Source organism: Flavobacterium succinicans LMG 10402 (assembly GCF_000611675.1).
Classification (GTDB): Bacteria; Bacteroidota; Bacteroidia; order Flavobacteriales; family Flavobacteriaceae; genus Flavobacterium; species Flavobacterium succinicans.
In genome coordinates this window covers 222606-248761 of record NZ_JATV01000006.1, presented here as the reverse complement: position 1 = coordinate 248761, position 26156 = coordinate 222606, and the positions used below count along the sequence as shown (strand labels likewise).

29 protein-coding genes are annotated in these 26156 nt (G+C 35.9%); 18 read left to right on the top strand and 11 right to left on the bottom strand.

Going from position 1 to position 26156, the window contains the following annotated elements; translation table 11 throughout:
* Positions 1 to 57 precede the first annotated feature (57 nt).
* From AO58_RS0107635 to AO58_RS0107590, 10 genes are all read left to right on the top strand, one after another.
* Entirely contained in the window at positions 58 to 552 is a 495-nt protein-coding gene (locus tag AO58_RS0107635) for a hypothetical protein (protein ID WP_024981144.1), read from the top strand.
* A 4-nt stretch (positions 553 to 556) separates the two neighbouring features.
* Complete coding sequence (locus AO58_RS0107630; RefSeq protein ID WP_024981143.1) at positions 557 to 955, top strand: hypothetical protein; 399 nt, start codon at positions 557 to 559, stop codon at positions 953 to 955.
* A 35-nt stretch (positions 956 to 990) separates the two neighbouring features.
* The gene (locus tag AO58_RS0107625; protein WP_223253682.1) at positions 991 to 1278 is read left to right on the top strand and encodes a CsgE family curli-type amyloid fiber assembly protein; all 288 of its coding nucleotides are present in this window, start codon (positions 991 to 993) and stop codon (positions 1276 to 1278) included.
* Positions 1279 to 1293: 15 nt separating this feature from the next.
* On the top strand, positions 1294 to 1698 hold the full coding sequence (locus tag AO58_RS0107620; RefSeq protein WP_024981141.1) for a curli production assembly/transport component CsgF: 405 nt from the start codon (positions 1294 to 1296) through the stop codon (positions 1696 to 1698).
* A gap of 1 nt (position 1699) precedes the next feature.
* A complete protein-coding gene (locus AO58_RS0107615) occupies positions 1700 to 3073 on the top strand; it encodes a CsgG/HfaB family protein (protein ID WP_024981140.1) in 1374 nt (457 codons plus the stop codon).
* Positions 3074 to 3114: 41 nt separating this feature from the next.
* Positions 3115 to 4596: a carboxypeptidase regulatory-like domain-containing protein gene (locus tag AO58_RS0107610; RefSeq protein WP_024981139.1), complete on the top strand. Its 1482-nt coding sequence runs from the start codon at positions 3115 to 3117 to the stop codon at positions 4594 to 4596.
* A gap of 142 nt (positions 4597 to 4738) precedes the next feature.
* Entirely contained in the window at positions 4739 to 5917 is a 1179-nt protein-coding gene (locus AO58_RS0107605) for an AIR synthase related protein (protein ID WP_024981138.1), read from the top strand.
* 114 nt (positions 5918 to 6031) lie between these two features.
* Positions 6032 to 6388, top strand: a complete 357-nt coding sequence (locus tag AO58_RS0107600; RefSeq protein ID WP_024981137.1) for a hypothetical protein — start codon at positions 6032 to 6034, stop codon at positions 6386 to 6388.
* A gap of 467 nt (positions 6389 to 6855) precedes the next feature.
* Positions 6856 to 7452, top strand: coding sequence for a GNAT family N-acetyltransferase (locus AO58_RS0107595; protein WP_024981136.1), 597 nt, complete (start codon positions 6856 to 6858; stop codon positions 7450 to 7452).
* A gap of 238 nt (positions 7453 to 7690) precedes the next feature.
* On the top strand, positions 7691 to 8131 hold the full coding sequence (locus AO58_RS0107590; RefSeq protein ID WP_024981135.1) for a hypothetical protein: 441 nt from the start codon (positions 7691 to 7693) through the stop codon (positions 8129 to 8131).
* 202 nt (positions 8132 to 8333) lie between these two features.
* Here the strand turns inward: AO58_RS0107590 and AO58_RS0107585 are convergent, their stop codons facing one another.
* From AO58_RS0107585 to AO58_RS0107535, 11 genes are all read right to left on the bottom strand, one after another.
* Positions 8334 to 9548, bottom strand: coding sequence for a peptidylprolyl isomerase (locus tag AO58_RS0107585; protein WP_024981134.1), 1215 nt, complete (start codon positions 9546 to 9548; stop codon positions 8334 to 8336).
* Between the two features lie 204 nt (positions 9549 to 9752).
* Positions 9753 to 10859 carry a peptidylprolyl isomerase gene (locus tag AO58_RS0107580; RefSeq protein WP_024981133.1) on the bottom strand — a complete coding sequence of 369 codons (1107 nt, stop codon included), beginning with the start codon at positions 10857 to 10859 and terminating at the stop codon, positions 9753 to 9755.
* Positions 10860 to 10875: 16 nt separating this feature from the next.
* Positions 10876 to 11508, bottom strand: coding sequence for a gliding motility-associated peptidyl-prolyl isomerase GldI (gene gldI, locus AO58_RS0107575; protein ID WP_024981132.1), 633 nt, complete (start codon positions 11506 to 11508; stop codon positions 10876 to 10878).
* A gap of 4 nt (positions 11509 to 11512) precedes the next feature.
* Positions 11513 to 12517: a DHH family phosphoesterase gene (locus AO58_RS0107570; RefSeq protein ID WP_024981131.1), complete on the bottom strand. Its 1005-nt coding sequence runs from the start codon at positions 12515 to 12517 to the stop codon at positions 11513 to 11515.
* A gap of 59 nt (positions 12518 to 12576) precedes the next feature.
* Positions 12577 to 13830, bottom strand: coding sequence for a chloride channel protein (locus tag AO58_RS0107565; protein WP_024981130.1), 1254 nt, complete (start codon positions 13828 to 13830; stop codon positions 12577 to 12579).
* Positions 13831 to 13889: 59 nt separating this feature from the next.
* Entirely contained in the window at positions 13890 to 14276 is a 387-nt protein-coding gene (locus AO58_RS0107560; RefSeq protein WP_024981129.1) for a RidA family protein, read from the bottom strand.
* Positions 14277 to 14677: 401 nt separating this feature from the next.
* A complete protein-coding gene (locus AO58_RS0107555; protein WP_024981128.1) occupies positions 14678 to 15736 on the bottom strand; it encodes a nucleoid-associated protein in 1059 nt (352 codons plus the stop codon).
* A gap of 147 nt (positions 15737 to 15883) precedes the next feature.
* Entirely contained in the window at positions 15884 to 16423 is a 540-nt protein-coding gene (locus tag AO58_RS0107550; protein WP_024981127.1) for an IS1096 element passenger TnpR family protein, read from the bottom strand.
* Between the two features lie 155 nt (positions 16424 to 16578).
* The gene (locus tag AO58_RS0107545) at positions 16579 to 16974 is read right to left on the bottom strand and encodes a hypothetical protein (RefSeq protein ID WP_024981126.1); all 396 of its coding nucleotides are present in this window, start codon (positions 16972 to 16974) and stop codon (positions 16579 to 16581) included.
* Positions 16975 to 17054: 80 nt separating this feature from the next.
* A complete protein-coding gene (locus tag AO58_RS0107540) occupies positions 17055 to 17819 on the bottom strand; it encodes a DUF2490 domain-containing protein (protein ID WP_024981125.1) in 765 nt (254 codons plus the stop codon).
* Between the two features lie 200 nt (positions 17820 to 18019).
* Complete coding sequence (locus AO58_RS0107535; RefSeq protein WP_074917619.1) at positions 18020 to 18676, bottom strand: carbonic anhydrase; 657 nt, start codon at positions 18674 to 18676, stop codon at positions 18020 to 18022.
* Between the two features lie 263 nt (positions 18677 to 18939).
* Here AO58_RS0107535 and AO58_RS0107530 point away from each other — a divergent pair, with 263 nt between their 5' ends.
* The 8 genes from AO58_RS0107530 (at position 18940) to AO58_RS0107495 (ending at position 26112) form a co-directional block, all read left to right on the top strand.
* Entirely contained in the window at positions 18940 to 21129 is a 2190-nt protein-coding gene (locus AO58_RS0107530; protein ID WP_024981123.1) for a TonB-dependent receptor, read from the top strand.
* 448 nt (positions 21130 to 21577) lie between these two features.
* A complete protein-coding gene (locus tag AO58_RS0107525; RefSeq protein WP_024981122.1) occupies positions 21578 to 21982 on the top strand; it encodes a DUF2141 domain-containing protein in 405 nt (134 codons plus the stop codon).
* Positions 21983 to 22118: 136 nt separating this feature from the next.
* Entirely contained in the window at positions 22119 to 22742 is a 624-nt protein-coding gene (locus AO58_RS0107520; protein WP_024981121.1) for a hypothetical protein, read from the top strand.
* Positions 22743 to 22819: 77 nt separating this feature from the next.
* Complete coding sequence (locus AO58_RS0107515; RefSeq protein WP_024981120.1) at positions 22820 to 24175, top strand: histidine kinase; 1356 nt, start codon at positions 22820 to 22822, stop codon at positions 24173 to 24175.
* Positions 24176 to 24177: 2 nt separating this feature from the next.
* Positions 24178 to 24504 carry a 2TM domain-containing protein gene (locus tag AO58_RS0107510; protein WP_162150398.1) on the top strand — a complete coding sequence of 109 codons (327 nt, stop codon included), beginning with the start codon at positions 24178 to 24180 and terminating at the stop codon, positions 24502 to 24504.
* Between the two features lie 2 nt (positions 24505 to 24506).
* Positions 24507 to 24812: a 2TM domain-containing protein gene (locus AO58_RS0107505; RefSeq protein WP_024981118.1), complete on the top strand. Its 306-nt coding sequence runs from the start codon at positions 24507 to 24509 to the stop codon at positions 24810 to 24812.
* An 18-nt stretch (positions 24813 to 24830) separates the two neighbouring features.
* A complete protein-coding gene (locus AO58_RS0107500; RefSeq protein ID WP_024981117.1) occupies positions 24831 to 25181 on the top strand; it encodes a 2TM domain-containing protein in 351 nt (116 codons plus the stop codon).
* A gap of 163 nt (positions 25182 to 25344) precedes the next feature.
* Positions 25345 to 26112, top strand: a complete 768-nt coding sequence (locus tag AO58_RS0107495; protein ID WP_024981116.1) for a LytR/AlgR family response regulator transcription factor — start codon at positions 25345 to 25347, stop codon at positions 26110 to 26112.
* Positions 26113 to 26156 lie beyond the last annotated feature (44 nt).

Below are 26156 nucleotides of genomic sequence, written 5' to 3'. Positions count from 1 at the left end.
ACTGGATGAATTGTGCATACTGCAATTCATCCAGTTTTTTTTTAAAAATTTTCCAACATGAAAAATTTAATTTTATGTATCGCATTATTTTTTCTTTTTCAGTTTAAGTTTTATGCTCAAAACCAGTTTGGTTTAGAAGATAATTTTAGTAAAGCTGAGAAACAATTGATTTTGTCCAATCAATCAGAAAAAATCAAAGGGACTGTTCGCAATACTAATGGAATTTTTATACAGCAAATTGGAAATTTTAATAGTTCAAATGTTGATGTTATAGCAAGGAGTACAGAAATAAGTTTAGATCAACAAGGGAATAACAATAGTATTATAGTTTCAAAGGAAGCCTTTACGGTACAACAGAAAATAATGCAAAAAGGAGATAATAACAACGTTTTTGATATCGGTGGTTATTCTCGACATTCAGTTTCTATGGAGTTTATGCAAACAGGAAACAATCAAAATATTCACTCTTTTGGGGCCAATTCACTTTCCAAAGACATGAAAATATCACAAAGTGGAAATGGATCAACAGTTATAGTAGTCAATTTAAAATAGCGTCATGTTTAAAATTAAGTGTTTTTTACTTTTTTTATTCTTTATCAATCTAAGTTACGCACAAGTAACTCAAGATGAGGTTAAGGCTAAAATTGAAATTAAGAACATGGAAGGAAATACTATTCTTATAGGAACAGCAGAGAACAGTTCAGATATTTTAAAAAGTGCTAGCTATAAATTAACTGTTATTAAAAAAAATAGTAAAAGTAATAATCAAACTAATAATGCTCAAGAAGGTATGTTTACTTTGAACGCTGGGGAATTTAGAAAATTATCCAGTACTCAAATAAATATTGAAGATGGTGATGAAGTAATTGTAATGTTAGTTTTTTTTGATGAAAGCAAACAGATCATTAGCAAAGATAGAGTCGTCCTTGGTGAGCAAAAAAAAAAGTTGATATAAAAATACCGATCGATGGTTTTGAGTTGCGTGGGGTAGTGCTTAATGAAACAAAAACACGAATTGGACAAGATTTTTATGATCGTTATTATTACAAGTATAATGAGATAGGAATAAATGCTAAGAAAATTGTAAGCATAGGTGAAGAATTCACTTTTGCAAGAAATACAAAAATAATAATAAGTATAGATAATTCAATAGTTTATGAATTTATTGCTCGTCCAGATGACGAGTATTTAGAATCGGTAGCTCAAGAAGCCGTTGAGGGTACTTTTTATTTTTTTAAAGAACTAGAAAAACAAAGCAAATATTTCATTCAATACTAATTTATTATTTTAACCATGAAACCAATTTTAACCCTACTTTTTATTGGCTTAGTTAGTCCCGCTTTTTTTGCACAAAGCTTGGTGTATAAACCTCGAAATCCTGCTTTTGGTGGAGATACCTTCAACTATCAGTGGTTGATGAGTTCTGCAGAAAATCAAAACAAATTCAAAGATAAATCACTTGAAAGAGTTGAGAAAACTGAACTAGAAAAGTTTACAGAGAGTTTGAATTCTCAATTATTAAATCAAATTACTAGATCTCTTTTTACCCAACAATTTGGTACTTCGGGTCTTACAGAAGGATCGTATACGTTTGGAAGTTTATCTGTAGATATTTATCCTTCAGATGGAGGACTAAGTGTGACTATTTTGGATACCAATACAGGAGAACAAACTACTGTAATAATACCAAAAAAATAGTATGAAAAGCCAAAAGTATATACTAATGACTTTGGTCATTTTACTAACTAGTTGTGGGGCTTATTTTAATCAACCTACAGGAGTGCAAAAAGCCGTTATTGGCGAAAATACCCCAGCAACTTCATTATTAAAAAACCTACCTAAACCTCAAGAACCTGTGGTTGTTGGGATCTACAAGTTTAGAGATCAAACTGGACAATACAAAGAAGCAGAAACGGGAAGTACTTTTAGCACTGCAGTAACCCAAGGTGCGACTTCAATTTTAATCAAGGCGCTAGAGGATTCCAAATGGTTTGTTCCAATTGAAAGAGAGAATATTGGAAATTTATTGCAAGAACGTAATCTTATACGTTCCACACGTCAGGAATATTCCAAAAGTTCTAATCCAAATGAAGTTCAAATCACCCCTTTATTATATGCTGGCGTATTATTAGAAGGTGGAATAATTTCATATGATTCAAATATTTTAACAGGCGGTTTTGGTGCACGTTATTTTGGTGCAGGAGGGTCGGTTAAGTACAGACAAGATCGAGTAAGTATTTATTTGAGGATGATTTCTACCGCTAATGGTAAAATTTTAAAGTCTGTGTACGTTTCTAAGACTATTCTTTCTCAAGCCATTGATCAAAGCTTGTTTCGCTATGTAAATTTCAAGAGATTGTTGGAGGTTGAAACAGGTTTTACTACAAATGAGCCTGTTCATATGGCCGTTACGGAGGCCATTGAAAAAGGTGTTCAATCCTTGGTTTTGGAAGGTTTAAAAGCTGGAATTTGGAAATCTTCCGCACCAAAAAAGGAAGTGGATGATTACATAGCAAAGTATTCTGATGAAAAAGAAGAGGCTGAGGTGGCTTTACTTCATGGAAGAGATAGAGTAGAAAAAAGAGGGCGTTTCGGTATAGAAGCAACGGGAGGTGTAACGTATATGGATGGTGATTATACAAATCCAATTGCTAAGCCAATGGGAAGAGGCGCGTTTAAATTTTATTTCACGCCCAACTTTTGTTTTAGCGCTTCCACCAATGTATTTAAGCTAGGTAACAAAAACAAACTAGATGTTGGTTATGCGACTTTAGATGCTAATTTAGAATTTTTGCTATTGCCATATGATGCTTTAAGTCCTTATGTTTTCATTGGAACAGGCTCCGGATTTAACAAAAAATATGAAAATTTTCATTCAAAAGTTCAATATGGGGCTGGACTAGAATATTTAGTTTCAAACAATTTAGGGATAAAATTGTATGGAGAGTATAATATGACTTTTTCTGACAATATAGATTATATCAGTAATGGGATTCGTGACGATTATTATTGGCGATTTGGCTTAGGCATGACCTATTATTTCCCTAAAAAATTAAAAAATAAAAAAAACTAATGTATTCTAAACATCATTCAAACATTATATACTTATTCTACATGAAAAAATTATATCTATTACTTTTTGTGTGTTTTGGTTTATTTGTAGCTTGTAGCGAAGAACAAATAGATGAAGTAGGCAAGGGAATTGTAAAAGGAAGAGTGGTTGATAAAATTAGTTTCGAGCCGATTGCTAATGCCAAAATATCTTCTAGTCCAGTAACGAGTACTGTGTTTACCGATGCTGAAGGTTATTTTACCATAAATGATGTGCCTACAGGGGAATATTCTTTTCAGGCTCAAAAGGAAGGTTTCTTAGCTAAATTCGAACCAGCAAATGTTACTTTGAATGCTACTAGCCAAATTGTATTTGAATTATCAGTATCTTCTGCTAATAATAAAGCTCCAGAAGTACCTGTTTTGTCTGCTCCAATTGACAATGCAACCAATCAGCCCTTAAATGTAAAGCTAACTTGGACAGCTTCAGATATTGACAAAGATCCTTTGGTGTACACTGTTACATTAAAAAATGGAACTAATAACGATGTGATTACCTTTGCTGACCTAAAAACGGCTAGTCTTGATTTGTCAAATTTGAGTTATAACACTAAATATTTTTGGCAAGTATCAGTTTCAGACGGGATTAATAAGCCCGTAAATAGTATTACTTTTTCCTTCACAACACTTCCATTTCCTGATGGTAGGTATTTATCAGTTAAAAAAGTGAATGCGAACAATGTTATTTTTGCAGCGAATGATCAAGGGAACCAATTGCAACTTACTTCTTCGAATAGCAATTGTTACCGACCTAGACGCAATGTAAACTCAAACAAAATTGCATACATAAGTTCCGATGGTTCGCAAAACCATATTTATACCATGAATGCTGATGGATCTTCCGTTAGAAAAGTAACCAATGCTATTCCTATTGCAGGTTTTAATATGGAGCATGTTGGATTTAGTTGGGATCATTCAGGGAATCAAATTATTTATCCCAATTTTGACAAGTTGTATCGAATTAATAGTGATGGTACAGGTCTTGTGTCCATTTTTCAAACACCGAATGGTAAATTTATTTCGGAGTGTGTTTGGAGTGCTGATGGCAGTTCTATCGTGTTAAAAGTAAATAATAATGTGGGCTATGATGTAGAGATTTATGTCATTTCTCCTTCGGGGGTAGTCTTGTATACTGTAGCTTCTGGTTTAAGTGGTGCTTTTAGTGGGTTGGATATTAATGTAGATAATAGCCGTATCGTTTTTTCTAGAGATGTAAGCGGTTTTCAAAATATTGAATACAGAAGCTTAGATGCAAGGTTGTTTATTTTTAACACGCTTTCGAAAACCACACAAGAAATTTCATCTAAAAAAGTTGCTGGATTTAATGATTTTGATGTCCGATTTTCGCCAAATCAAGCTGAGGTTATTTTTGTAAATTCATCCAATGATGGAGTTTCCACACGTGAAATTCAAAAAGTTAATCTATCCGATGTGAATTCAAGAGCCACATTATTTTCAGGGGCTTCTATGCCTGATTGGAGATAAATATTTTTTCATTTTTAGTTTTGTTTTTAAAACCGATATGATTTTCTAATCTGTCGGTTTTTTTTGTAATGCAACTTCTGGTTTAAACCGAGAATTTAAAAAAACTGGTTATCTTTGCACCACATCAACACAAACTAATTTCATGAGTTCAGATACTTCTAAAAGATATGCACAACGTGGTGTTTCGGCATCCAAAGAAGATGTGCATAATGCTATTAAAAACATCGATAAAGGTTTATTTCCACAAGCATTTTGTAAAATTGTACCCGATTACCTTACCCAAGACAAAGACTATTGCTTGATTATGCATGCCGATGGTGCAGGAACCAAATCCTCTCTTGCGTATATGTATTGGAAAGAAACTGGGGATATTTCTGTTTGGAAAGGCATTGCGCAAGATGCATTAATTATGAATATTGATGATTTATTGTGCGTAGGAGCTACTGACAATATTTTACTTTCTTCTACTATCGGAAGAAACAAAAATCTAATTCCTGCTGAGGTGATTTCGGCGATTATTAATGGTACTGAAGAATTAATTCAGGAACTGGCTACTTTTGGGGTGACTATTCATTCTACCGGTGGTGAAACGGCCGATGTAGGTGATTTAGTTCGTACCATCATTGTAGATTCTACGGTTACCGCAAGAATGAAACGTTCTAAAGTAATTGATAATGCCAATATTCAAGCTGGTGATGTTATCGTTGGTTTGGAATCTTTTGGTCAAGCGACTTATGAAAAAGAATACAACGGAGGAATGGGAAGTAACGGATTAACTTCTGCCCGCCACGACGTTTTCGAGAAATACTTAGCGGCCAAATATCCTGAGAGTTTCGATGCTGCTGTTCCTTCTGACTTGATTTATTCTGGACAAGTAAAACTAACTGACGCTGTAGAAAATTCTCCAATCGATGCAGGTAAATTGGTCTTATCACCAACAAGAACTTATGCGCCGATTATAAAAGCTATTTTAGATAAATATGCTGCTAACGAAGTGCACGGAATGGTACACTGTAGCGGAGGTGCACAAACTAAAATCTTGCATTTTGTCAATAATTTACACATCATAAAAGACAATTTGTTCCCAGTACCGCCTTTGTTTCAATTGATTCAAGAACAATCCAAAACCGATTGGAAAGAGATGTATCAAGTGTTCAATTGCGGACACCGAATGGAGTTGTACGTTCCAGAAGCTATTGCACAAGATATTATTGCGATTTCAAAATCGTTTAATGTCGATGCGAAAATTGTAGGTAGAGTAGAAGCCTCAGATGCCAAGAAACTAACCATTAACAGCGAATACGGTACTTTCGAATACTAAATTGTTTAAAAGTTTAAAATGGTTTAAGCAACTGACGATTACATCTTTTAAACAACCTTAAACCTTAAACTTTAAACCATTTTAAACAATCTTAAACCCTAACCCCTTTTCCCTATGTACGAACTACTTTTTTGGCGTTATCAAGAAGGCATTTACCTCAATCATCATTTGGTTTACGAAGCCTTGGTCGAGCAAGAAATCGTTGAGGGTTTAGAAGATTTACCTGTCGAGGTTATTTTGAATCGGTTGAATAGTGTTTTCGCTACTTGGGAAAAAGTAGACGACAGCAGTTGGAAAAACACCAAAGGAAAAGGCGCTTTTCAAGTCAAAACCACTCCACAAAGCATTCAAATTGACTGCTATGGCACCGATGGAAAAACGATGAATCTATTGGCCGACACGCTCGAAGAGTTCAAATGTCCGGTGTACGACCCTCAAGTTCCCGTTCGCTACGACGAGTTTAATGAATAATTTATAGGAGCTATTTCCAGCGCTCCGTTACAAGTCCTCACAAAAAAAATGATTTTTCTACATTCTAAAAGGAGCTTCTGTTAGTCGCTCTTTTAGAACAAGAAAAATCAATTTTTTTTGCTCCGGGCTTTCCACTACGGTCTGGACTAAGTAGGTCGCTACATAGTTTTGATTATTTTTGATGGTTTTTAAGGTTGATAAAACGCTTAAAGTTTTATCTTTAAACCTGATTCGATTAATATCCCATAAACAAAATAATGATTGTTGATTGATTACACTAAACTCAATTGCATCTCGATTTAGCGGGATGACATAATGATTACTATTTATAGGCTTTAGCCGAAATTAGTGTAGATTTTGGCTAAAGCCCAATAAGAAATTCATTTTTAAGAATGGGCTAAAGCCCATTCTTATTGATTTTTCGCAAAAAAATAATCAACTAAGGATGTAAGACTTATTTAAATACTATGAACTTTAATTTGTTTTCCAACGCTATTTTAGAAAATGACCGTGTGCAGTTACGCCCGCTAGAAATGGATGATGTTACTCATTTATTGCCCATTTCTCTTCACGAACCCGAAACTTGGGAATTCTCATTAGTAAAAGCCGATGGTCAGGCCAATCTCGAAAACTATATTCAATTAGCTTTGAAGGCTAAGGAAACGCAGAAAGAATTTCCTTTTATCGTTTATGATATACAATCGGGGAAATATGCAGGAAGTACTCGTTTTTATGACATCAACTTTGAATTCAAAACGCTGCAATTAGGCTACACTTGGTATGGTAAAGATTTTAGAGGAACGGGACTCAACAAGCATTGCAAATATTTGTTGCTTCGTTTTGCTTTCGAGACTTTAGGAATGGAACGCGTAGAATTTAGAGCCGATGCCAATAACCAACGCAGTATTGCGGCGATGAAGCGCATTGGTTGCACGGTGGAAGGTATTTTGCGAAGTCATATGCCTACGCATACTCTCGAAGTACGAAGAGATAGTATTATTTTGAGTATTTTGAAGGATGAGTGGTTTGATAAGGTAAAAATGAATTTGGAGCAACAATTGTAATCTCTTTCCAAAAAGGCAGGATGTTGTTCTTTAGCCCCGATTGTAGTTGAAATCCTTTGCTGACGGGGTTCGGCAGCAAAGATTGTAACGGAAAGCGGGACGATGTAGCCTGATAAAGCCTTTTGTATCTGCTCCTGATATAAAATAATGTTTCGATATTATTTTTTGGAATTGGGTGGTTATCCCAAAAAATGGAAATACCTTTGCGCTTTAGTTATACAATTTAACACACTTTCATATGAAAATAAATTTAAAAAGCGGGATTGAGCAGCTTTTGTTCGGGATGAAACAAAATGATGTGACCGCCATTTATGGTAAGCCAGACCGCAATTACAAAGACGAAGATGATAACGTGATTTTGGTGTACAACAAATTGAAAATGCGTTTGACTTTTTATCAAGAAGAAGAGTTGAGATTGGGCTATATCGTGGCTTCGAGTCCAAAATTAGAATTGTTTGGTAATTTGATTATTGATAAACCAATTGCATCGGTTAAAAAAGACTTGGCTGCAAAAGGAATAACCAAATTCACACAAGAAGAATTTGATACGTTTGAAAATTACTTTAACGAAGAGAATTGGTTTATTCTTCAAACCGAATTTGAAGAAGTAGTAAAGTTTGAGATTGGTGCGATTATCAATCAAAAAGACGAATTTGACTGGAAATTTGGAAAGAAATAAGTTTTCCTAAAGCATAAAAAAAACCGATAACATTCATTTTTGTTATCGGTTTTTTATTTTGTTCCAAAAAGAATTTTACATCAAGCACAATTTCTATATAGTCCAATCCTGTTTTGTCATATCGAGCGCAGTCGAGATGTAACGAGGGTTCTCGACTGCGCTCGAACTGACAAAAATTAACTATTTATAGAAGTTATTGGATTTATTTTGTTTCTGGTTTTTTATCCATTATTTCTAATTCGAATACAAGATTAGCATTAGGTGGAATTACTCCGCCAGCGCCTCTTTCTCCATAGCACAAATTAGATGGCATAACGGCAATCATTTTTTCTCCTAAATTCAAAATACCCAAGGCTTCAATAAATCCAGGTATCATGCCTGTTTTTTTGCCAGCTTCGAAAGGAAAAGGTTGGTAGCCGTTTTGAGCCGCACGGTTCGCGTCGAATTTTCCGTAAGCTTTGTTGACGTCCTGGTAGCTGCTGTCAAACAGGTTTCCATCTTCAAAATAACCTGCGTAGTGAAAATAAATCGGAGTTCCATCAGCTGGTTTTACATCGGTTCCTTTTTGGATGATTTGATAGATCAATCCCGAAGGCGTTTTTGTTCCTGATGCTCTAACTGAGGCAATGTAATCAGCTTTAGCTTTTATTACGGGACCGAATTTTGCTTCATAGGCTTTTTTGGCTTCGGCTTCTAAAGCGGCTTTTTTAGCTTTGTTTTCAGCATCAATAGCGGCTTGTTTTTTGGCATCTTCTGCTTTATTGGCATAATAGTCTGTGAAAACTTTGGCTGCATTGAATTTTTTAGCCAAAGCGCCTTTGCGTGTAATGGTAACCTTAGTAATTACATCGTTTTGTTCAATGGCATTTACTACATTCATTCCTTCGGTTACGTGACCAAACACGGTGTGCTTTCCATTTAACCAAGGCGTTTCTTTGTGTGTGATAAAGAATTGGCTTCCATTAGTAGCGGGACCAGAATTCGCCATAGATAAAATACCGCCTTTGTCGTGTTTCAAATCGGTGAATTCGTCTTTGAATTTGTAGCCAGGATCTCCTGAACCATTACCTTCTGGATCACCACCCTGAATCATAAAATCTTTAATTACACGGTGGAATTTTAATCCGTCATAAAATGGCTTTCCTTTTAGTTTTTCTTTGTTTACATAAGGATTAGTTCCTTCTGCTAAACTTACAAAATTAGCTACAGTAACCGGAGTTTTTTGAAACTCAAGCGCCAAAACAATGGTTCCTTTATTGGTTTCGATGGTAGCAAATAATCCTTCTCCAGGTGCAACTTTTGTTGGATTAACAGCGGTTTTCGCTGCTGGTTTTTTAGCAGGAGTGGCTACTTTTTTTACTTGTGCATTGATGCTTACTATTCCGAAGAATAACAAAAAAAGCAATTTTGATTTCATATTTAGATACTATTTGTTTTTTTAAAGGAATATGGTATCGCCATTCTTCATTAGTGTTTGTGATTTGGAATCATGGCGATTTCATTTGTATTGATGGTTTTTAATTAGTCCTTAGTTCTTAGTTTTCACTCCATAGTCCTTAGCTGTTGTAAATAGTGCTTAGTAATAGCTAATTACTAAGCACTATGGACTATTCACTAAATACTACATTTTCTCTAATAACTCAATTTCGAAAATAATGTTAGCATTTGGTGGAATTGGTCCTACACCTTGCGCACCATAACCTAAATTAGATGGAATGAAAATAGTAGCTTTTTCACCAAATTTCAATTTTTCAATTCCTTCGATAAATCCGGGAATCAAACCGTCTTTTTTACCATACTCAAAAGGAATTGGTAGGTATTGTTTGGCTGCGGCACGAGCGGCATCAAATTTTCCGAAAGTTTTTGAAACACTCTCGATGCTACTATCAAATAAAGTTCCGTTTTCTAAAAATCCTGCATAGTGAATGTACACATTGGCTCCAACAGCAGGTGTTTTACCATTGCTTTTTTGAGTGATAACGTATTCTAAACCTGTATTGGTTTTGGTAGCTTTTGCTTTCAAGGCTTTGAAATCGGCTACTTTTTGGTCTTGTACGGCTTTGAATTTTGCATTATAAGCGTCTAATTCGGCTTGTAATTTTTTCTGATTTTCAGCTTCAACAATATAATAATCGTGGAATGTTTTTACAGCGTTGAATTTTTTGGCTGCTTCTCCATTTCTGATAATGGTCACATTTTTCATGTGATCCCCTTGTTTGATTTGGTTGACTACTTCCATTCCGTTGCCTACAACTTGACCAAAAATAGTGTGTTTTCCGTCTAACCAAGGCGTTTCTAAATGCGTGATAAAAAATTGACTGCTATTGGTTGTTGGTCCATTATTGGCCATAGCCAAAACACCTGCTTTATCAAATCTAAATTCACAAAATTCATCTTTGAATTTGTAACCCGCATCACCAGAACCTGTTCCTAGAGGGTCTCCAGTTTGAATCATAAAATCTTCGATCACGCGGTGAAATTTTAACCCATCATAATACGGACGGTCTTTTAAATTAGGATTGGTAATGAATTCATTGGTTCCTTCAGCTAATGTTACAAAATTAGCTACCGTTACAGGAGCTTTATCATACGCTAGTTGTAAAATGATATCCCCTTTATTGGTTTCAATTTTGGCATATAATCCATCTGGCAAATCGTTTTTTTCTTCATTCTTACAAGAGAAGAATGCTGTTAAGGTCAGTAATCCAAGAATAATTCTTTTTTTCATTTCTAGTGTATTAATTTTATTGTTGTAGTGTGTCTTTTACAATAGTTTTTTGTGGCAAAAGGGCTTTGGTTTTTTGTGCTTCTTGTTTTTTGAATTCAAGTTCAGACATGAAATTATTTAAAGTAACAGTGCAAAGCAAGGGTACATTTGTGCCAATTTTTTTATTATCTCCGTGATAGCCATAACTCATGTGCGAAGGAAACATGAAAACAAACGTTTCTTTTTTATGCATCAATTTGATACCATCTCGAAGCCCCATCATGATGTTTTGCTTGTCTACATAATAGGTTTGCGGTTGGGTTTCTTCCTTAGTGTAAATGATGTTACCTTTTAAATCTTTCACTTCATAGTCGAAGAAAGCAATATCTCCTTTTTTGGGAGTAAGAGTATCTGTGATGTTTTTATTTGAAACATGATACCAATACCCTTTTTTGGAAGCTAAAAATTCGATCGCGGCATTTTTTTTGATGACCGCTTGTATTTGATCTTCTTCAGAAGCAACCAATTTTTTGTTTCGATCGATCGATTTTTTCATAAAACTACCCGAGGCTTGCGAAATGGGTCGTCTTGCTTCTTGTTGTTGTTGTTGGCAGCTATAGATGCTAAGAGCAAGAAGAACTACTATTATATTGTTTTTTGTACGATTCATGGGGTTATACATTAAGTTGATGCACTAATTCTTCAAATTTTGCTACTGTATCACTAAGCGATTCCTCAGATTTTCCTCCTGCGGCATTGATGTGGCCTCCGCCATTAAAATGGTTTCTAGCAAATTCATTGACATCAAAGCTACCTTGAGAACGGAATGAAATTTTGATGATTTTTTCTTCTTGATTTTCAATAAAAATAGCTGAAAAAATAATGCCTTTGATGCTTAATCCGTAATTGACAATGCCTTCGGTGTCGCCTTTTACAAAATGAAATTCATTCAATTCGGCTTGGGTAAGGGTAATGTAAGAAGTTTGTTTTTCAGCAATCACTTTCATGTTTTGCAAAGCTCTTCCTAGTAATTGCAATCGGTCGTAAGAACTGTTGTCGAAAAGTTGGGTTGGAATAACGGTATTTTCAACACCCAAATCAATCAATTCGGCTACAATGCGATGCGTGTTTCCTGTAGTTTTTGGAAAGCGAAACGAACCGGAATCGGTTAAAATACCTGTATAGATGCAAGTTGCAATAGTTTTATCAATACTTGATTTTTGACCTAAATAGGTAATGAAGTTGTAAATCATTTCGCAAGTAGAACCAAATTGCGTATCCGAATACATAATAGTGGCATAATCATCGGGTTTTTGATGATGATCAATCATGATAAAAGGAACGGTAAGTTGTTCTAAAACCGTTTCCATCTCACCAGTACGATGAAAAGCATTAAAGTCTAGGGTAAAAACGAGTTCGGCATCCTTTAAAATGGCAGTACAATTGTCCTTGTCCTTCTCGTATATTTTTACGGTATCAGAACCTGGTAACCAAGCCAGAAAATCCGGAAATTCATTGGGTGCAACCACAATAGGTTGATGATTCTGTTTCAGTAAAAAATGATATAAGGCCAGAGTAGAGCCCATGGCATCACCATCTGGTCCGCGATGTGGAATTATGGCAATCTTTTTAGGTGTAGCTAAAAGCGCTTGAACGGCTTGAATGTCTTGTAATTTCATAGATTGCGAAATTACATTTTTTTATCTAATGAAAAAAAAGTGTGTGTTAATTTGGGAATTTAAAAGGATGAAATTGATTTTTTAATTTTTTCATAGGCTTTATATTTTGGCCCTTTTACAATTTGCGATTTATAAATCCCTACCGAACCAGAGCAGAAGTAGGCAACGGTGCAAGCCAAAGCGATGTATAGGGCACTTTCCCAACCAAAAAGCTCTAATCCCATGATCGTACAAGCAATAGGTGTGTGCGTGGCTCCAGAAAATACGGCTACAAAACCTAATCCAGCCAAAAGAGCAATAGGCATCGGAACAACAAGCGACAAAGCACTTCCTAAAGTAGCGCCCACAAAAAACAAAGGCGTAACTTCTCCTCCTTTAAAGCCAGCACCTAAGGTGAAACCAGTGAATAGAATTTTCAATAAAAAAGCATACCAAGGATTTGCAGTACTAAAAGCTTCAACAATCACTGGTACTCCTAATCCAATATAAGGTTGAACGGAAAAATTGAAAATTACCCAAGCCAAAATACAACCGCCTACGAAAGGTCGAAAAGGCGCATAAGCAATTGTTTTGCTAAATAAATTTCCCCAAAGGTGTGTGGAACGCGAAAACAGTAATGCTGCGAGTCCGAACAAGATACTGGCCAGAATTGTCCAAAAAAACAAGGAGATAGTCATTGCTGGTACTTCAGGAATACTGTAATGTGTATGAGTTACCGGCCACAATTCAACCGTGAAATAAGCGGTAAATGCCACGGCAAAGGAAAGGACGCAATTTTTGAAGTTGATTTTGCTAAAGTAAACCACTTCGATTGCAAAAATTGCTCCCGCAAATGGAGTACCAAATACAGAGGCAAAACCCGCACTAATTCCCATTATCAGTAAAGACTTTCGATCAATAGTTGCGGTTCCAAAAAAACGCTTCATACTGTCGGCAATCGCAGCACCCATTTGTACAGCCGTACCTTCTCGTCCCGCAGATCCACCAAATAAATGTGTTAGCAAAGTGGTTATCAAAACCAACGGAGCCATTCTAAAGGCTATAGGCTGTTGTGGCGCATCGTACTCTTCTAAAATTAAATTATTGCCCTTGACTACTGCTTGTCCGTAGTAATGGTATAGTAATCCGATGGCCAATCCGCCCAAAGGCAATAAACCAATGATCCAAAAATTATCCGTTCTAATTTGTGTTACTTTTTCTAAAGCTAGTAAAAATAGGGCAGAGGCTGACCCAGAAAAAAAGCCTACCAATAATACAACAGTAAGCCATTGTAGTAAGGTAAGCGTTTTGTTTTTAATAGTGTGAAAAGTCATAAATAATAGCAATCATTAGTTTTGTTACAAAACTAAACATTCCATAGTATATTGGGAGGTTATTCTGGTGCAATTGCTGTAAATTCAATTTCGACCAAATATTCTGGCGCTACCAATTGATTAATACCATAAAACCCAGTCGTAGGTTTGATGTCTTTAAAATAAGTCGAATGTGCTCTTGCTACTTCTTCAAAAGTGCTTACATCGGTAGTGAAAATGCGTGTTCGAATCACATCTTTCATCCCTACATTCAAATCTTCTAAAACTTTTTCTACTCTTTCGAGTATGTTCAGCGTTTGCGCATACGCATCATTTGCCTTCACTTTTTCTCCATCCACAATCGCTACAGTTCCCGACACCTCTATGATGTTTCCAATGCGAACCGCTCGGCAGTATCCCATTTTGTCTTCCCATGGCGAGCCTGTTAAAATGTTTTTTCTTGTCATAATTTTGGTTGTATTGTTGCCTTATTAAGGGCATTTTGATTAGTTTTTGATTAAAACAAAACTATGAAAACGAAGGGTAATAAAAAACTCATTTTCAAGAGTAAAAGTGATACTTTTATTTTAGTAGTGGTCGTATGAACGAAATTTAAGAATAGTAAAAAAAAGTTTCATAAAAAAATCCTCAACTGCAGGTTGCAATTGAGGATTGTGATTTGGTTTGGTAAAAGAGAAGCACTTAATTCTATAGTAAACCGTATTTTTTTAAGGTCACTATTTGGGCGTTACCACAAGGGTCGGGCTTTACGTTACAATCTTTTTGAGGCAGAAAAAGCCTCAAAAAGGATTTTCACTGCAATCCCTAACACAAAATGCTGAAATTAAAAGCATTAAGCTCAGGAAATCTAGTTTTTCTCTTCTTTGTTGAAATACACTAGGTAGTAATACATTTGTTTTTCTTCGTCCCAGCCTTTTTCTACAAATTTTTCGGCACTTTCTGGATTGATAAAATCCATTTTGATTTGGATATGCGTATCGAGATTAATCACGTTTTTGATGGATTTTCTCGCGTCCGAAACGGCTGCATTGGCAATAGGGAAGGAGGTCACATCTTCGATGCTGTATTTCTCCCCTTTGTCTACTTTATAGTTTTTGAATTCAGGAATCAAATCGGGATTATCAATAACCTCGTTCAAGAAATTCGATTCTTCAAATTGGTCATTTTTAGCAAAATAATTCACCGAGCGGTTCATGAACATCACTTCTTCTTTTTTGTCTTCGGCAGGAAAAACAACGTCTTTGGCAAAGTTTTGACAAAATTTCAAGTACTTTTTGGTGATGAAGTTTTCGTCCTCAAAAGCATCTACAGACAAGAAATGCTCCAACCAATAGCGCGCATCATAACGATTGCTGTCAACGGTCAATATTTTGTAACCTTCTTCTTTTTTGTGGTTAAAGATTAAACAACCTTTGTCGAGTTTGTTCAAGCTCACGCCGTGTTGTAGAATCATCTCCAAATGCGTTTCTTTTTCCTCAAATTGTAAAAAGTCGGATTGGATTTCGCTTTTAAAAACACCAATCGCATCTACTATGTTATTGTCTATCGAAACATTCGTCAAGTGCGCTACATACACCTCGCCATTCTTGATGTGCGGATGATTGGATTGCTCGAACAAATGCTGTGTGATTTGTTTTGAAACTTCGTGCAAACTGCCTGGATTATCAAAAATTTGAGTGGCAAATTTGAACATGTCGTTGTAATCCAAATCTACTTCGTGTGCAAATTGAAAGTAATTTTCTTCTTTTTCTCTGAAAGGTTTCAAGAAGAACTCTTTAATCAACGGGACAATTTCATCGTTGAGGTTAAAAGGTTGTTCTGATAAGAAGATCGCTTCATTACGACTCTTGTTTCCAACACGATGTATGGAAAGCGTTTCGATGTGGGTGTTGAATAAGTTGATCATTAAGGTAAGCCCCTCCCTTCCTCCCCAAAAGGGAGGAGTCAAGCACTGGACAGTTTATTTGATTAAATACATTTTTGAAATCTCGTTGTAGTTCCCCTATTGTAAAGCCCCTCCTTTGGAGGGGTTGGGGAGGATGGTAGGGGGCTTCTAGTTCCAATTCTCCTCAAAACCGTAGTCTTCGAAGCTATCGTCACCACTAAACATATCTAGATCGTCTTCGTCAAGATCGTCTTCGAATTCGCCGTAGATGTCGTCGTTCATATCGGCTTCAAAGTTTTTTTCACCGGCTTCTGCAGGCATGATGCCGTGAGAGAATAAGGTTTCTGGATAGGTACCACCCGCCACTGGTTCTTCGATAGCAGCCAATTCTACTAAGAATGTCCACATGTTGATGAAATCATACACATAGATAATTTTAGTATTGGCTTCGTTTAAAATATCTGACAAAGGGTAATCGCTCATGGTGCGTTGTTCGCCGGGTACATCTCCGGTGTCAAACAAAGGGATTTCATCCTCTTGGTTCCAAGTTTGGTCACAGGTATAAAAGGAAGCTACCTCCATACCATCGAAGCCAAATGCGTTAAAAATAGCATTGTGCAAATCTTCTAAAGTATCGTCAGCAAGTATTGCTATGTCTCTAAAAATGTCTTCTTCGGTATCAAGAATAACTCTGAATTTATAAACCATAATGTTTGTTTTTGTTGAAAGGTCAAAGGTAAAATTTAATTTTAGAAAACTGTTTTGCAATCTTATTTTGTTGAAAAAATTTTATTTTCAAAAGTTACGAAAACAAAAAAAGCTGTCCGTAACAGACAGCTTTTACTATGATTAATAGTGAAGTTTTAGTGTTTTTCTTCAGAACATAAACCTACGATTTCATGGAATACATCATGTAATGCAGTCAATGATTTTAGGGTAGCTTCATCTGAACCTTTTGCTTTTACTAGTTTGTCCAAACCTTTAGCACCTTCTTGCAATTTTTTGATAGAAGCTAAGATGGCTGGCGTTTTGAATTCGGCTGGAATTGCTTCTTTTGATAAGGCGTTCGCTTTTTGAATTATTTCTTCAGAACGCGTTTTAATAGGATTCAAATCGCCTTCTTCAGCAGGATGAAAAGTTTGTGACATTACCCCGTGAAAGGTTTTGATAGCAGGCCATTTTTCAAAAGTAGTTTGTGCAGACAAATTGGAAACCACCAAAAAGAAGAATAAAACAGGTAAGAATTTTAAGAATTTCATGGTTATTGTTTAAAAGTTATTGGTTCAAAGATATTAACTTTTTAGTTGTTGAAAAAAAGAACGAATTTAAATAACAACCATTATAAGTTAAAATTGGTAATGTAAGATACTCTCAAGGTAGGATTTTCTTCTTGAATGGTGTTTTTTAAATTCCAAATGTGTTGATGGATATAAGATAATTGAATTTGATGGTGCGGATTGATATTGTAGCCAAAACCACCGATGATACGGTTTTGATTTAAAAAGGTACTTCCTGCATTGCTGCCAATATTCATAAACACTTCATCGCCTACAAAGGTAAAAAGCTTTGTTTTGCCGTCTTTTTTAGTTAAGTTATAATTGACAAGTAGCATATAACGAAGGCGGTTGCGGTAATCATGGTGATAGATTTTGTAATCTGTTTGACCAGAAACAGGGTCTTTTTGCCCCACGGCTACCCCAACAAAACGATTTTCATCTCGTAATCTATTTACAAATTTAAAATCACCTGAAGCAATGGTATAAGTACCCTGAATCCATACATGATCTTCAGGAATATTGATTTTATTCATAGCAGGATCACCATAAGAATAGGTGTTGTAATGCGAGTAACCAAGGCTTCCTACGAAGTTTTTGGTAAACTGATAATCAACAGAAGGACGCACAAACCATTGTTGTTTTTCACTAAACCCATTGGCATAGCGCATAACGGCTTCAAAGGAAACAGAGGTTTTTTTACCAATCATGTTTTTGCCAAAATAATGAAACCAAATGTTATTGTTGTCTGATTGCACTTGAGCAAAAGCAGGGTTTATGGCTAGTATTATAAACAGTAGCAGCCCTGAAATAAGTGATGTTTTTTTCATTTTATTTTAAAATACAAATGCACTTTTTTTATATTTCTAGTTGTCATTTAAAAAAAAAATCAATACCATTTGCAACTAATTACAATTAGTTGGATGAATTTAATGGGTTGTGATTTTTGCTATTTGTAGCCAATTTTTTTAAATAATATCTCTTTTAATCAGATTTCAAATCAATGAATTTAAAAAAAAGATTCTGTGAATTATTTAATCAAACTAACGCGTCCTGTATGAATGTCATATAGCATCGGAACCACTTGAATTTCTTTTTGATCGATGAAAGCATTGGCTAGGATTTGATGTGTCGAATGTTTGATATTGGCAATTACACATTCATTAAGATGTTCTTTGTGAGGTCTTGGAACGTTTTTTTCTTCATCCTCTTTTTTGATGGTTTCAATAATAGTTGAAATATGACCATGAGCCGGATGTTTTTCTGTGCTTTCTTCATCTTCTACGAAAGCCTTAATAGCACCACATTCGGTATGACCCAAAACTACCACCAACTTTGTGTTTAAATGTTCAACAGCATATTCTACGCTTCCCATCGCAAAATCAGACATCAAATTTCCGGCATTTCTAATCACGAATAAATCTCCGATTCCTTGGTCAAAAACAATTTCTGGACTTACTCTACTGTCAGCACAAGTGATGATTACGGCAAAAGGATGTTGTGCTTTTTCGTTAGCGATAACAGCAGCTTTGTCTTGGTGTAAATGAACCGATCGATTGTTTAAAAATCGCTCATTTCCTGAGGTAAGTTTGTCAATATTTGAAAGTGTAGGGGTTTGTTGTAGTGCATCGTTGCAGCTGGTTACTACCATAGAAAGTAGTAATAAGCCAATTGAATATATTTTCATTTTTAAAGTGTTAAATTGTACTGTAAATTTAATGATTTCAAGGGTTAGACATTTTTTTAGTCCCTTGTTTTTTTCCTTTTTTCCGATATTTAAAACGGGTCTCAATTGAATAAAATGCAGTGAATTTTGGTCGAAAACGATTAAGAAAACGGCTATTTTTTACGTTTTTACAATTCAGCCTTACTTTTCTACAATTCAGTCAAAACTTTTTAGAGAATCGATAATCTCGTAACATCTTTGTTGTGTTAAAAAAAACTATCAAAATGAAAACTTTTACTACACTTACCAGACGATTTCTTCAGCTTTTTCTTGCTTTATTTTTTTTAATGAGCATGACTTCATGGGCTCAAAACACCATTTCAGGAAAAGTTATTGACCCAAAAGGTAAGCCCGTCGTTAGCGCCAATATTTATATCGAAGGCACTTATGATGGCGCCACAAGTGATGAGAAAGGACTTTTCTCATTCGAAACCACAGTCAAAGGAAATGCGACCTTAATCATAAGCTCTTTGATACACGAAACAGCTACCATTTCAATAGATGTTGCGAATTACAAAGACAAAACAATAACCCTCAAAGAGAATGTCAACACCTTAGATGCGGTGGTGATTACAGCTGGAACTTTAGAATCAGGAGACAAAGCTCGTGTTTCGGTGTTGAAACCTTTAGATATTGTAACCACAGCGGGTTCTGCTGGAAATATAATTGCAGCGCTACAAACGTTGCCAGGGACACAAAACGTGGGTGAGGACGGTCGTTTGTTCGTTCGTGGGGGCGAAGCCAATGAAACGCAAACTTTTGTCGATGGTATCCGAGTAGCACAGCCTTATGGCGCCAGTACGAATAATTTGCCAACTCGCGGACGCTTTTCTCCGTTTTTGTTTAGCGGAATTTCCTTCTCTACTGGAGGTTATTCTGCCGAGTATGGCGAAGCTTTGTCGAGTGTGTTATTATTGAATACCCAAGACGAACCCGACCAAAACAAAACCGAAATCGCCTTAATGACTGTAGGTTTGGGCGTTGGAAATACACAAAAATGGAAAAAAAGCTCGTTGAGCGTCAATGCTGCTTACATCAACTTGGCGCCGTATCAAAAAGTAGTGCCTCAAAATATCGAATGGAACAATCCTTTTCAATCCCTTTCTGGCGAAACGGTATACCGCTACAACTTCAATAACGGTATCCTAAAATTATACGCAGCTTTCGATTCCTCTAAATTCGATTTGAATCAAGAAAGCGTTAATTTACCTAACAAAGTCAGAGTCGATTTGAACAATAACAACTTTTACTTAAATACTTCCTACAAAGGTGGTTTTGGAAACAATTGGCAAGTGACAACGGGATTGAGTTATGGCTATTCCAAAAACAAATTAGGATTGGATTTGGATAAACTAAACAATGACGAAAACGCCTCACATCTTAAATTCAAACTCCGTAAAAGCATTTCGCAACACGTTAAATTAGCTTTCGGAACGGATTATTTCATTACTAGTTTCAACGAAGATTTCACGCCAAATTCAGGCATAGGTGGGACTAGCGGATACAACTCTTCAATAGCAGCAGCTTTTGCCGAAGGCGATATTTTATTCACAAAAAACTTTGCTGCCAAAGTCGGGGTTCGTGCCTCATACAACGATTTGTTGAACGAAACTGCCGTTGCTCCTCGTGTTTCCTTGGCTTACAAACTGAATAAAACCAGTCAGTTTTCTTTCGCTTATGGCGATTTCACTCAGGCGCCAAGTGTCGATTTTATCAAGTATTCCAAAATGCACCAATTCGAAAGCGAAAAAGCATCGCATTACATCTTAAACTTTCAATACAACAACGACCGTCAAACGTTTAGAGCCGAGGCTTATTACAAAGACTACAGCAATTTGGTAAAATTTAATACAACAACGCCAATGTTTAATTCAGTGTACAACAACAACGGTTCTGGTTACGCCAAAGGACTCGATTTGTTCTGGAGAGATGGTAGCTCGATTAAGAATTTAGAATATTGGATTTCCTATTCTTACATCGATACCGAACGCGATTATCGCAACTTCCCTAAACAAGTCACCCCAAGTTTTGTGGCGGACCATACAGCGTCTTTGGTGACCAAATATTTCATCACCGACTGGAAATCACAAATCGGTTTCACCCATTCGTTTGCCACAGGTCGTCCGTACAACAATCCAAACGAGACCCAATTTATGAACGGAAAAACCAAAGCTTTCAATAATTTGAGTTTCAATTGGGCGTACTTGGTGTCGCAACAAAAAATCCTGTATTTCTCCGTGTCCAATATTTTGCAAACTCAAAATGTCTTTGGTTACGAGTACGCCAATACTCCAGATGCAGCGGGCGTTTACAACCGCAGAGCCATCACACCAACTGCCGATAGTTTCTTTTTCGTAGGTTTCTTTTGGACCATCAGCGACAACAAAAACGACAACCAGTTAAAGAATTTATAAGCTAATTAGGAGCAGTAAGCATAGGGCTTTTCCAGCAGGCATTGTCCCGTGATACGCTATATCTTTGCTGCCGAACCCCGTCAGCAAAGGATGCCGCTCCTCCCGGGGCTAAGAGGCAAGATAAGGTGTTTTTGGAAAGAAAAGTGTTTTTACAATTCATCCAAGGCATTTGCTTTTAAAAACATTCACCACGAATTCACTAATGAATTACGAATAAAAATGTGTTTTAATGATACGAATTATTACTATTGATGGAATTCGCGACATTCAATTTCAGTTTCGATGACAATTAGTGACAAGTCGTGTAATTAGTGGCTAACTTTTTTTAAAAGCGAATGCCTACAATTCATCCTCCAAAAACAACAGTTCAGTTGCAATCAATTTTAGTTTCGATTGGTCCAAACTACTTTTACATCAGCATAATAAAACAACCTTAAAAAAATAAATTATGAAAACATCAGTTCTTATCCTGTTCTTAGCCATAAGTGCAATGGCAACCGCTCAAGTCGCTATCAAAGTAGACATCGTTGGTCTAAAAAACAACAAAGGGCAAGTCCTAATCGGATTGTACAATTCCGAGAATCATTTTCTAAAAAAAGTCTACAAAGGCAATGTCGCTTTAATCAAAAATGCAAAAGCAACGGTCACTTTTGAAAACCTTCCTGCTGGCGAGTATGCTATTAGCGTTTTTCACGATGAAAATAGCAACGGAAAATTAGACACCAACTTTATGGGAATTCCAAAAGAAGCTTATGCCGCTTCAAACGATGCCAAAGGGTTTATGGGGCCTCCAAAATACAAAGACGCTAAGTTCCAAGCCACCCAAAACAAGCACATCGTATTGAAAGTATAATCAGTTTACAATTCATCCTCAAAAAACGACAGTTCAGTCAGAATCAATTTTACAGCAGTTACATCAGTAGTACTTTTACATCATCAAAATAACAACAACCATTTAAAAGAAATTAACAACTAAAAAAATAGAAATTATGATTAAAGTTTTAACCGCCACCGCTTTATTTATTTGCAGTTTATTAGCTGCCCAAGGACAATACGAACAAGGAATGGGAAAAGCGTTCCAATTGTGGGGAGAAGGCAAAAATACCGAAGCTGTAGCTTTATTCGAAAGAATTGCAGCAGTCGAAAAAAACAATTGGTTACCTAACTATTATGTGGCTTTAGTAAACACTACAACCGCTTTTAGAACCAAAGGTAAAGACGAAGTAACCGCTTTGTTGACAAAAGCACAAACCGCTTTGGATGTAGAATTAATCAAAAACGAAAACAATCCTGAGTTATTAGTAATGCAAGCTATGATTCACACCGCTTGGATTGCTTATGACCCAATGACCAACGGACAAAAGTTGTCTGGAAAAGTAATGGAACTCTACGGTAAAGCACAGGCTATTGCTCCAGAAAACCCAAGAGTGGTATTCTGTAAAGCCGAATTCGAAATTGGTGGAGCCAAGTTCTGGGGAACAGATACAACACCTATGTGTGCACAAATTGATAAAGCTATCGGACTTTTTGCTACTTTTAAACCAGAAACAGCTTTCTCACCAAAATGGGGATTAGATCGCGCTCAAGAAGCTCAAAAAAATTGTAAAAAATAGCATTAACCCTTTCAGAGTTTTAACCCTTTCAGAGTTTTGAACTCTGAAAGGGTTGAAAAACTCAAAACCTAAATAAAATGGAAAAACAAAAAAACAGCACGCTAGAAGTAATCAAAAAAGGTTTTATCGATTGCTTAAAGATTACACTGGTATTTACGCTTGTTTTTTCGTTGTTGCAAGGGGATTTCAGTCCTCAAAGTCTACTCACCACTTTTTTAGTTAGTGCCTTGTATTCTTACGGAATTGGTTTTGGAAACGGACTCATCAATGATATTTTGGACCGCAGATGGAATTGGTTAGAGCAAACCAATTTGAGAGTGTATTTTGGGATTTTTTGCACCATTTTGTACACCGTTCCTGTAGTTTTAGGGATAGACTATTTGACTTTTGTAGTGTTTTCAAAACTAGAAGTTTCGGAGTTTTTCAACAACAGAATGGTTTGGGTGCATATGTTTTATATCATTCTTTCTTTGGGAGTTTCTACATTTATGCACGCACGTAGTTTTATGCTCAATTGGAAACAAGCATCTAAAAAAGAAGTATTCGAACAAAAGATTATTGCAGGTACAGCTTCGGCTAAATTTGAAACCTTAAAAAATCAAATCGACCCACATTTTCTTTTCAATAGTTTGAATGTGTTAAGTTCGCTGATTGAGGAAAATCCAGAGAATGCCCAACGTTTCACTACTTCTTTGTCTAAAATTTACCGCTATGTGTTGGAACAAAAAGATAAAGAATTGGTATCGGTAGCCGAGGAATTGAGTTTTGCAACTACGTATATGAAATTGCTGAAAATGCGCTTTGAGAACAGTTTGTTTTATGAGGTGACTGCCGAAGTTCAAAATCCAGATGCCAAAGTAGTGCCGCTTTCACTGCAATTGTTATTAGAAAATACCGTAAAACACAATGTGGTAAGCGAACAAAGACCTCTACACATCCGAATTTATATTGAAAATGACTATTTGGTGATTCAGAATGATTTTCAAAAGAAAGAAGTATTGCAAGACCGACAAGGCGTTGGATTACAAAACATCATCAATCGATACGCAATCATTACCAAACGAAAAGTACTGATTGAACAAAACGAACAAACTTTTACCGTTAAAATACCCATTTTAACCCAACAAATAACTGTTATGGAGACGACATTAAATTACAGAGAAAACAATGCGTACTACCGCGCAAAAAAGAGAGTAGAGGAATTAAAAGGATTTTATGGCAACCTGATTTCGTATTGTGTAGTGATTCCCATTTTAATTTATGTGAATCTTACTTTTGTCCCACAATTTCATTGGTTTTGGTTCTCCGCTGGAGGCTGGGGATTCGGTTTGATTATGCACGGTTTCAAAGTTTTTGGTTACAGCTCTAGCTGGGAAGAACGAAAAATTCAAGAGATTTTAAGAAAAGAAGACGAACAACAAAAATGGAAATAAAGATGGAACGAATAGATACCAATCAAGAACAAGAAGCTTTGGTTCAAATGGCCAAAGAAAGAGTGAAAAAGTTTAATGATTTTTATTTTCATATGGTGTTTTTTATGCTAGGCGTAGTAATTTATGTTTTGAAAACGTATTATGGTGCACCTTTGAACTTTTTTCCCATTCGTTACATCAACGGTTTTGTAATGGCGATTTGGACTACTTTTTTTGCTATTCAAGCGGTTCAATTGTTTTTTACCGAAGTAATTTTGGGTAAATCATGGGAAGAAAAGCAAATTAAAAAAATGATAGAAAAGAACAACGAAAAACAAATCTGGAAATAATTATGGAAACGAATTTTCAAGAAGAAGATAGATATTATCAAGCCAAGAAAAGAGTAGAGGATTTAAAAGGATTTTACGGAAATTTGACCTCTTACATTGTAGTGAATATATTTTTAGCAGTAATTAATTTGTTGACCTCGCCAGGATATTTATGGTTTTTTTGGCCTTTACTAGGTTGGGGTGTAGGCGTGTTCTTTCACGCGATGAAAGTGTTCAATTGGATGCCTTTTTTCGGCAAAGAATGGGAAGAGCAAAAAATCAAAGAGTTTATGGAAAAAGAAAAACAATCCAGAAACGATTGGAAATAAATTAAAATAAAAAACATCATGGAAAATAATCAAAACAAATACGATCCATTTTTGGATAAGACTCAAGAAGAGCGTTACGAAAGCGCTTTTAAAAGAGTGCAAAAAATAAAAGGATTTTATGTGCATCTAATAGTGTATGTTTTAGTCAATATCGGATTAATCGCTATGAGAGCAAGACATTTGGATTCATTAGATACCAATTTTTGGAGTTGGCAAACACTCAATACCGCTTTCTTTTGGGGCATTGGATTGGTAGCACACGGAGCTTCTGTTTTTGGGAAAGATTTGTTTTTAGGCAAAGATTGGGAGAAAAGAAAAATGGAGGAATTTTTAAAGGAAGAAGATGAAAAACAACAACAGTGGAAATGATTTCTGTTTTCGGTTCTGAGTTTTCAGTTCTGGGTTCTCGGTTTTCTGCCTTCTGCCTTCTGCAATCTGCTTTCTGCAATCTGCCTTCTAACTTCTGCCTTCTAACTTCTGCCTTCTAACTTCTGCCTTCTGCCTTCTAACTTCTAACTTCTAACCTCAAATAATGACTACTATAATAATCGAAGACGAAAAACCAGCAGCGCGTTTGTTGCAACGTAAACTCGAAAAACTACAAATCAATGTAACCGTGTTACTGCACTCGGTAGAAGAGGCTATCGAATGGTTTTCGAACCATCCCCATCCTGACCTTATTTTTTTGGATATTCAATTATCGGATGGCTTGTCTTTTGCCATTTTTGAAGCAGTCGAAATTAAGAGTGCTATCATTTTTACCACCGCTTATGACGAATATGCTTTGCGTGCTTTTAAGCTCAACAGTATTGATTATTTACTCAAACCCATCGATGAAGATGACTTGGAAATTGCAGTGAATAAATACAAATCTCGAGTGCCAGAAAAGGCACCTGAAAACCCTTCGCTTGCGTTAGATTTTGAAGCCATCAAAAAGATGCTGACCAACCCATTTGAGAAAAATTATAAAAAGCGTTTTACACTAAAAATTGGGCAACATTTGAAAGTGATTTCAGTGGATGAAATTGAATGTTTTTACAGCGAAAATAAAGGAACCTATTTGCATACTTTCGACAACAGAGATTATCTTTTGGAAACCACTTTAGAAGTTTTGGAACAAGAATTAGATCCTGCTGCTTTTTACAGAATCAGCCGAAAATTTATCATTCCACTAAAAGCCATAAAGGAGATTGTGGTGTACAGCAACTCCCGTTTGAAGATTATTTTGCCTACTTATAAAGCAGAAGAGGTGATAGTAAGCCGAGAAAAAGTAGCCGATTTCAAAAATTGGATTGGTTAAGAATTGACTTGATTTTTTAGTTTAGATAAAAACAGTTAAAAATA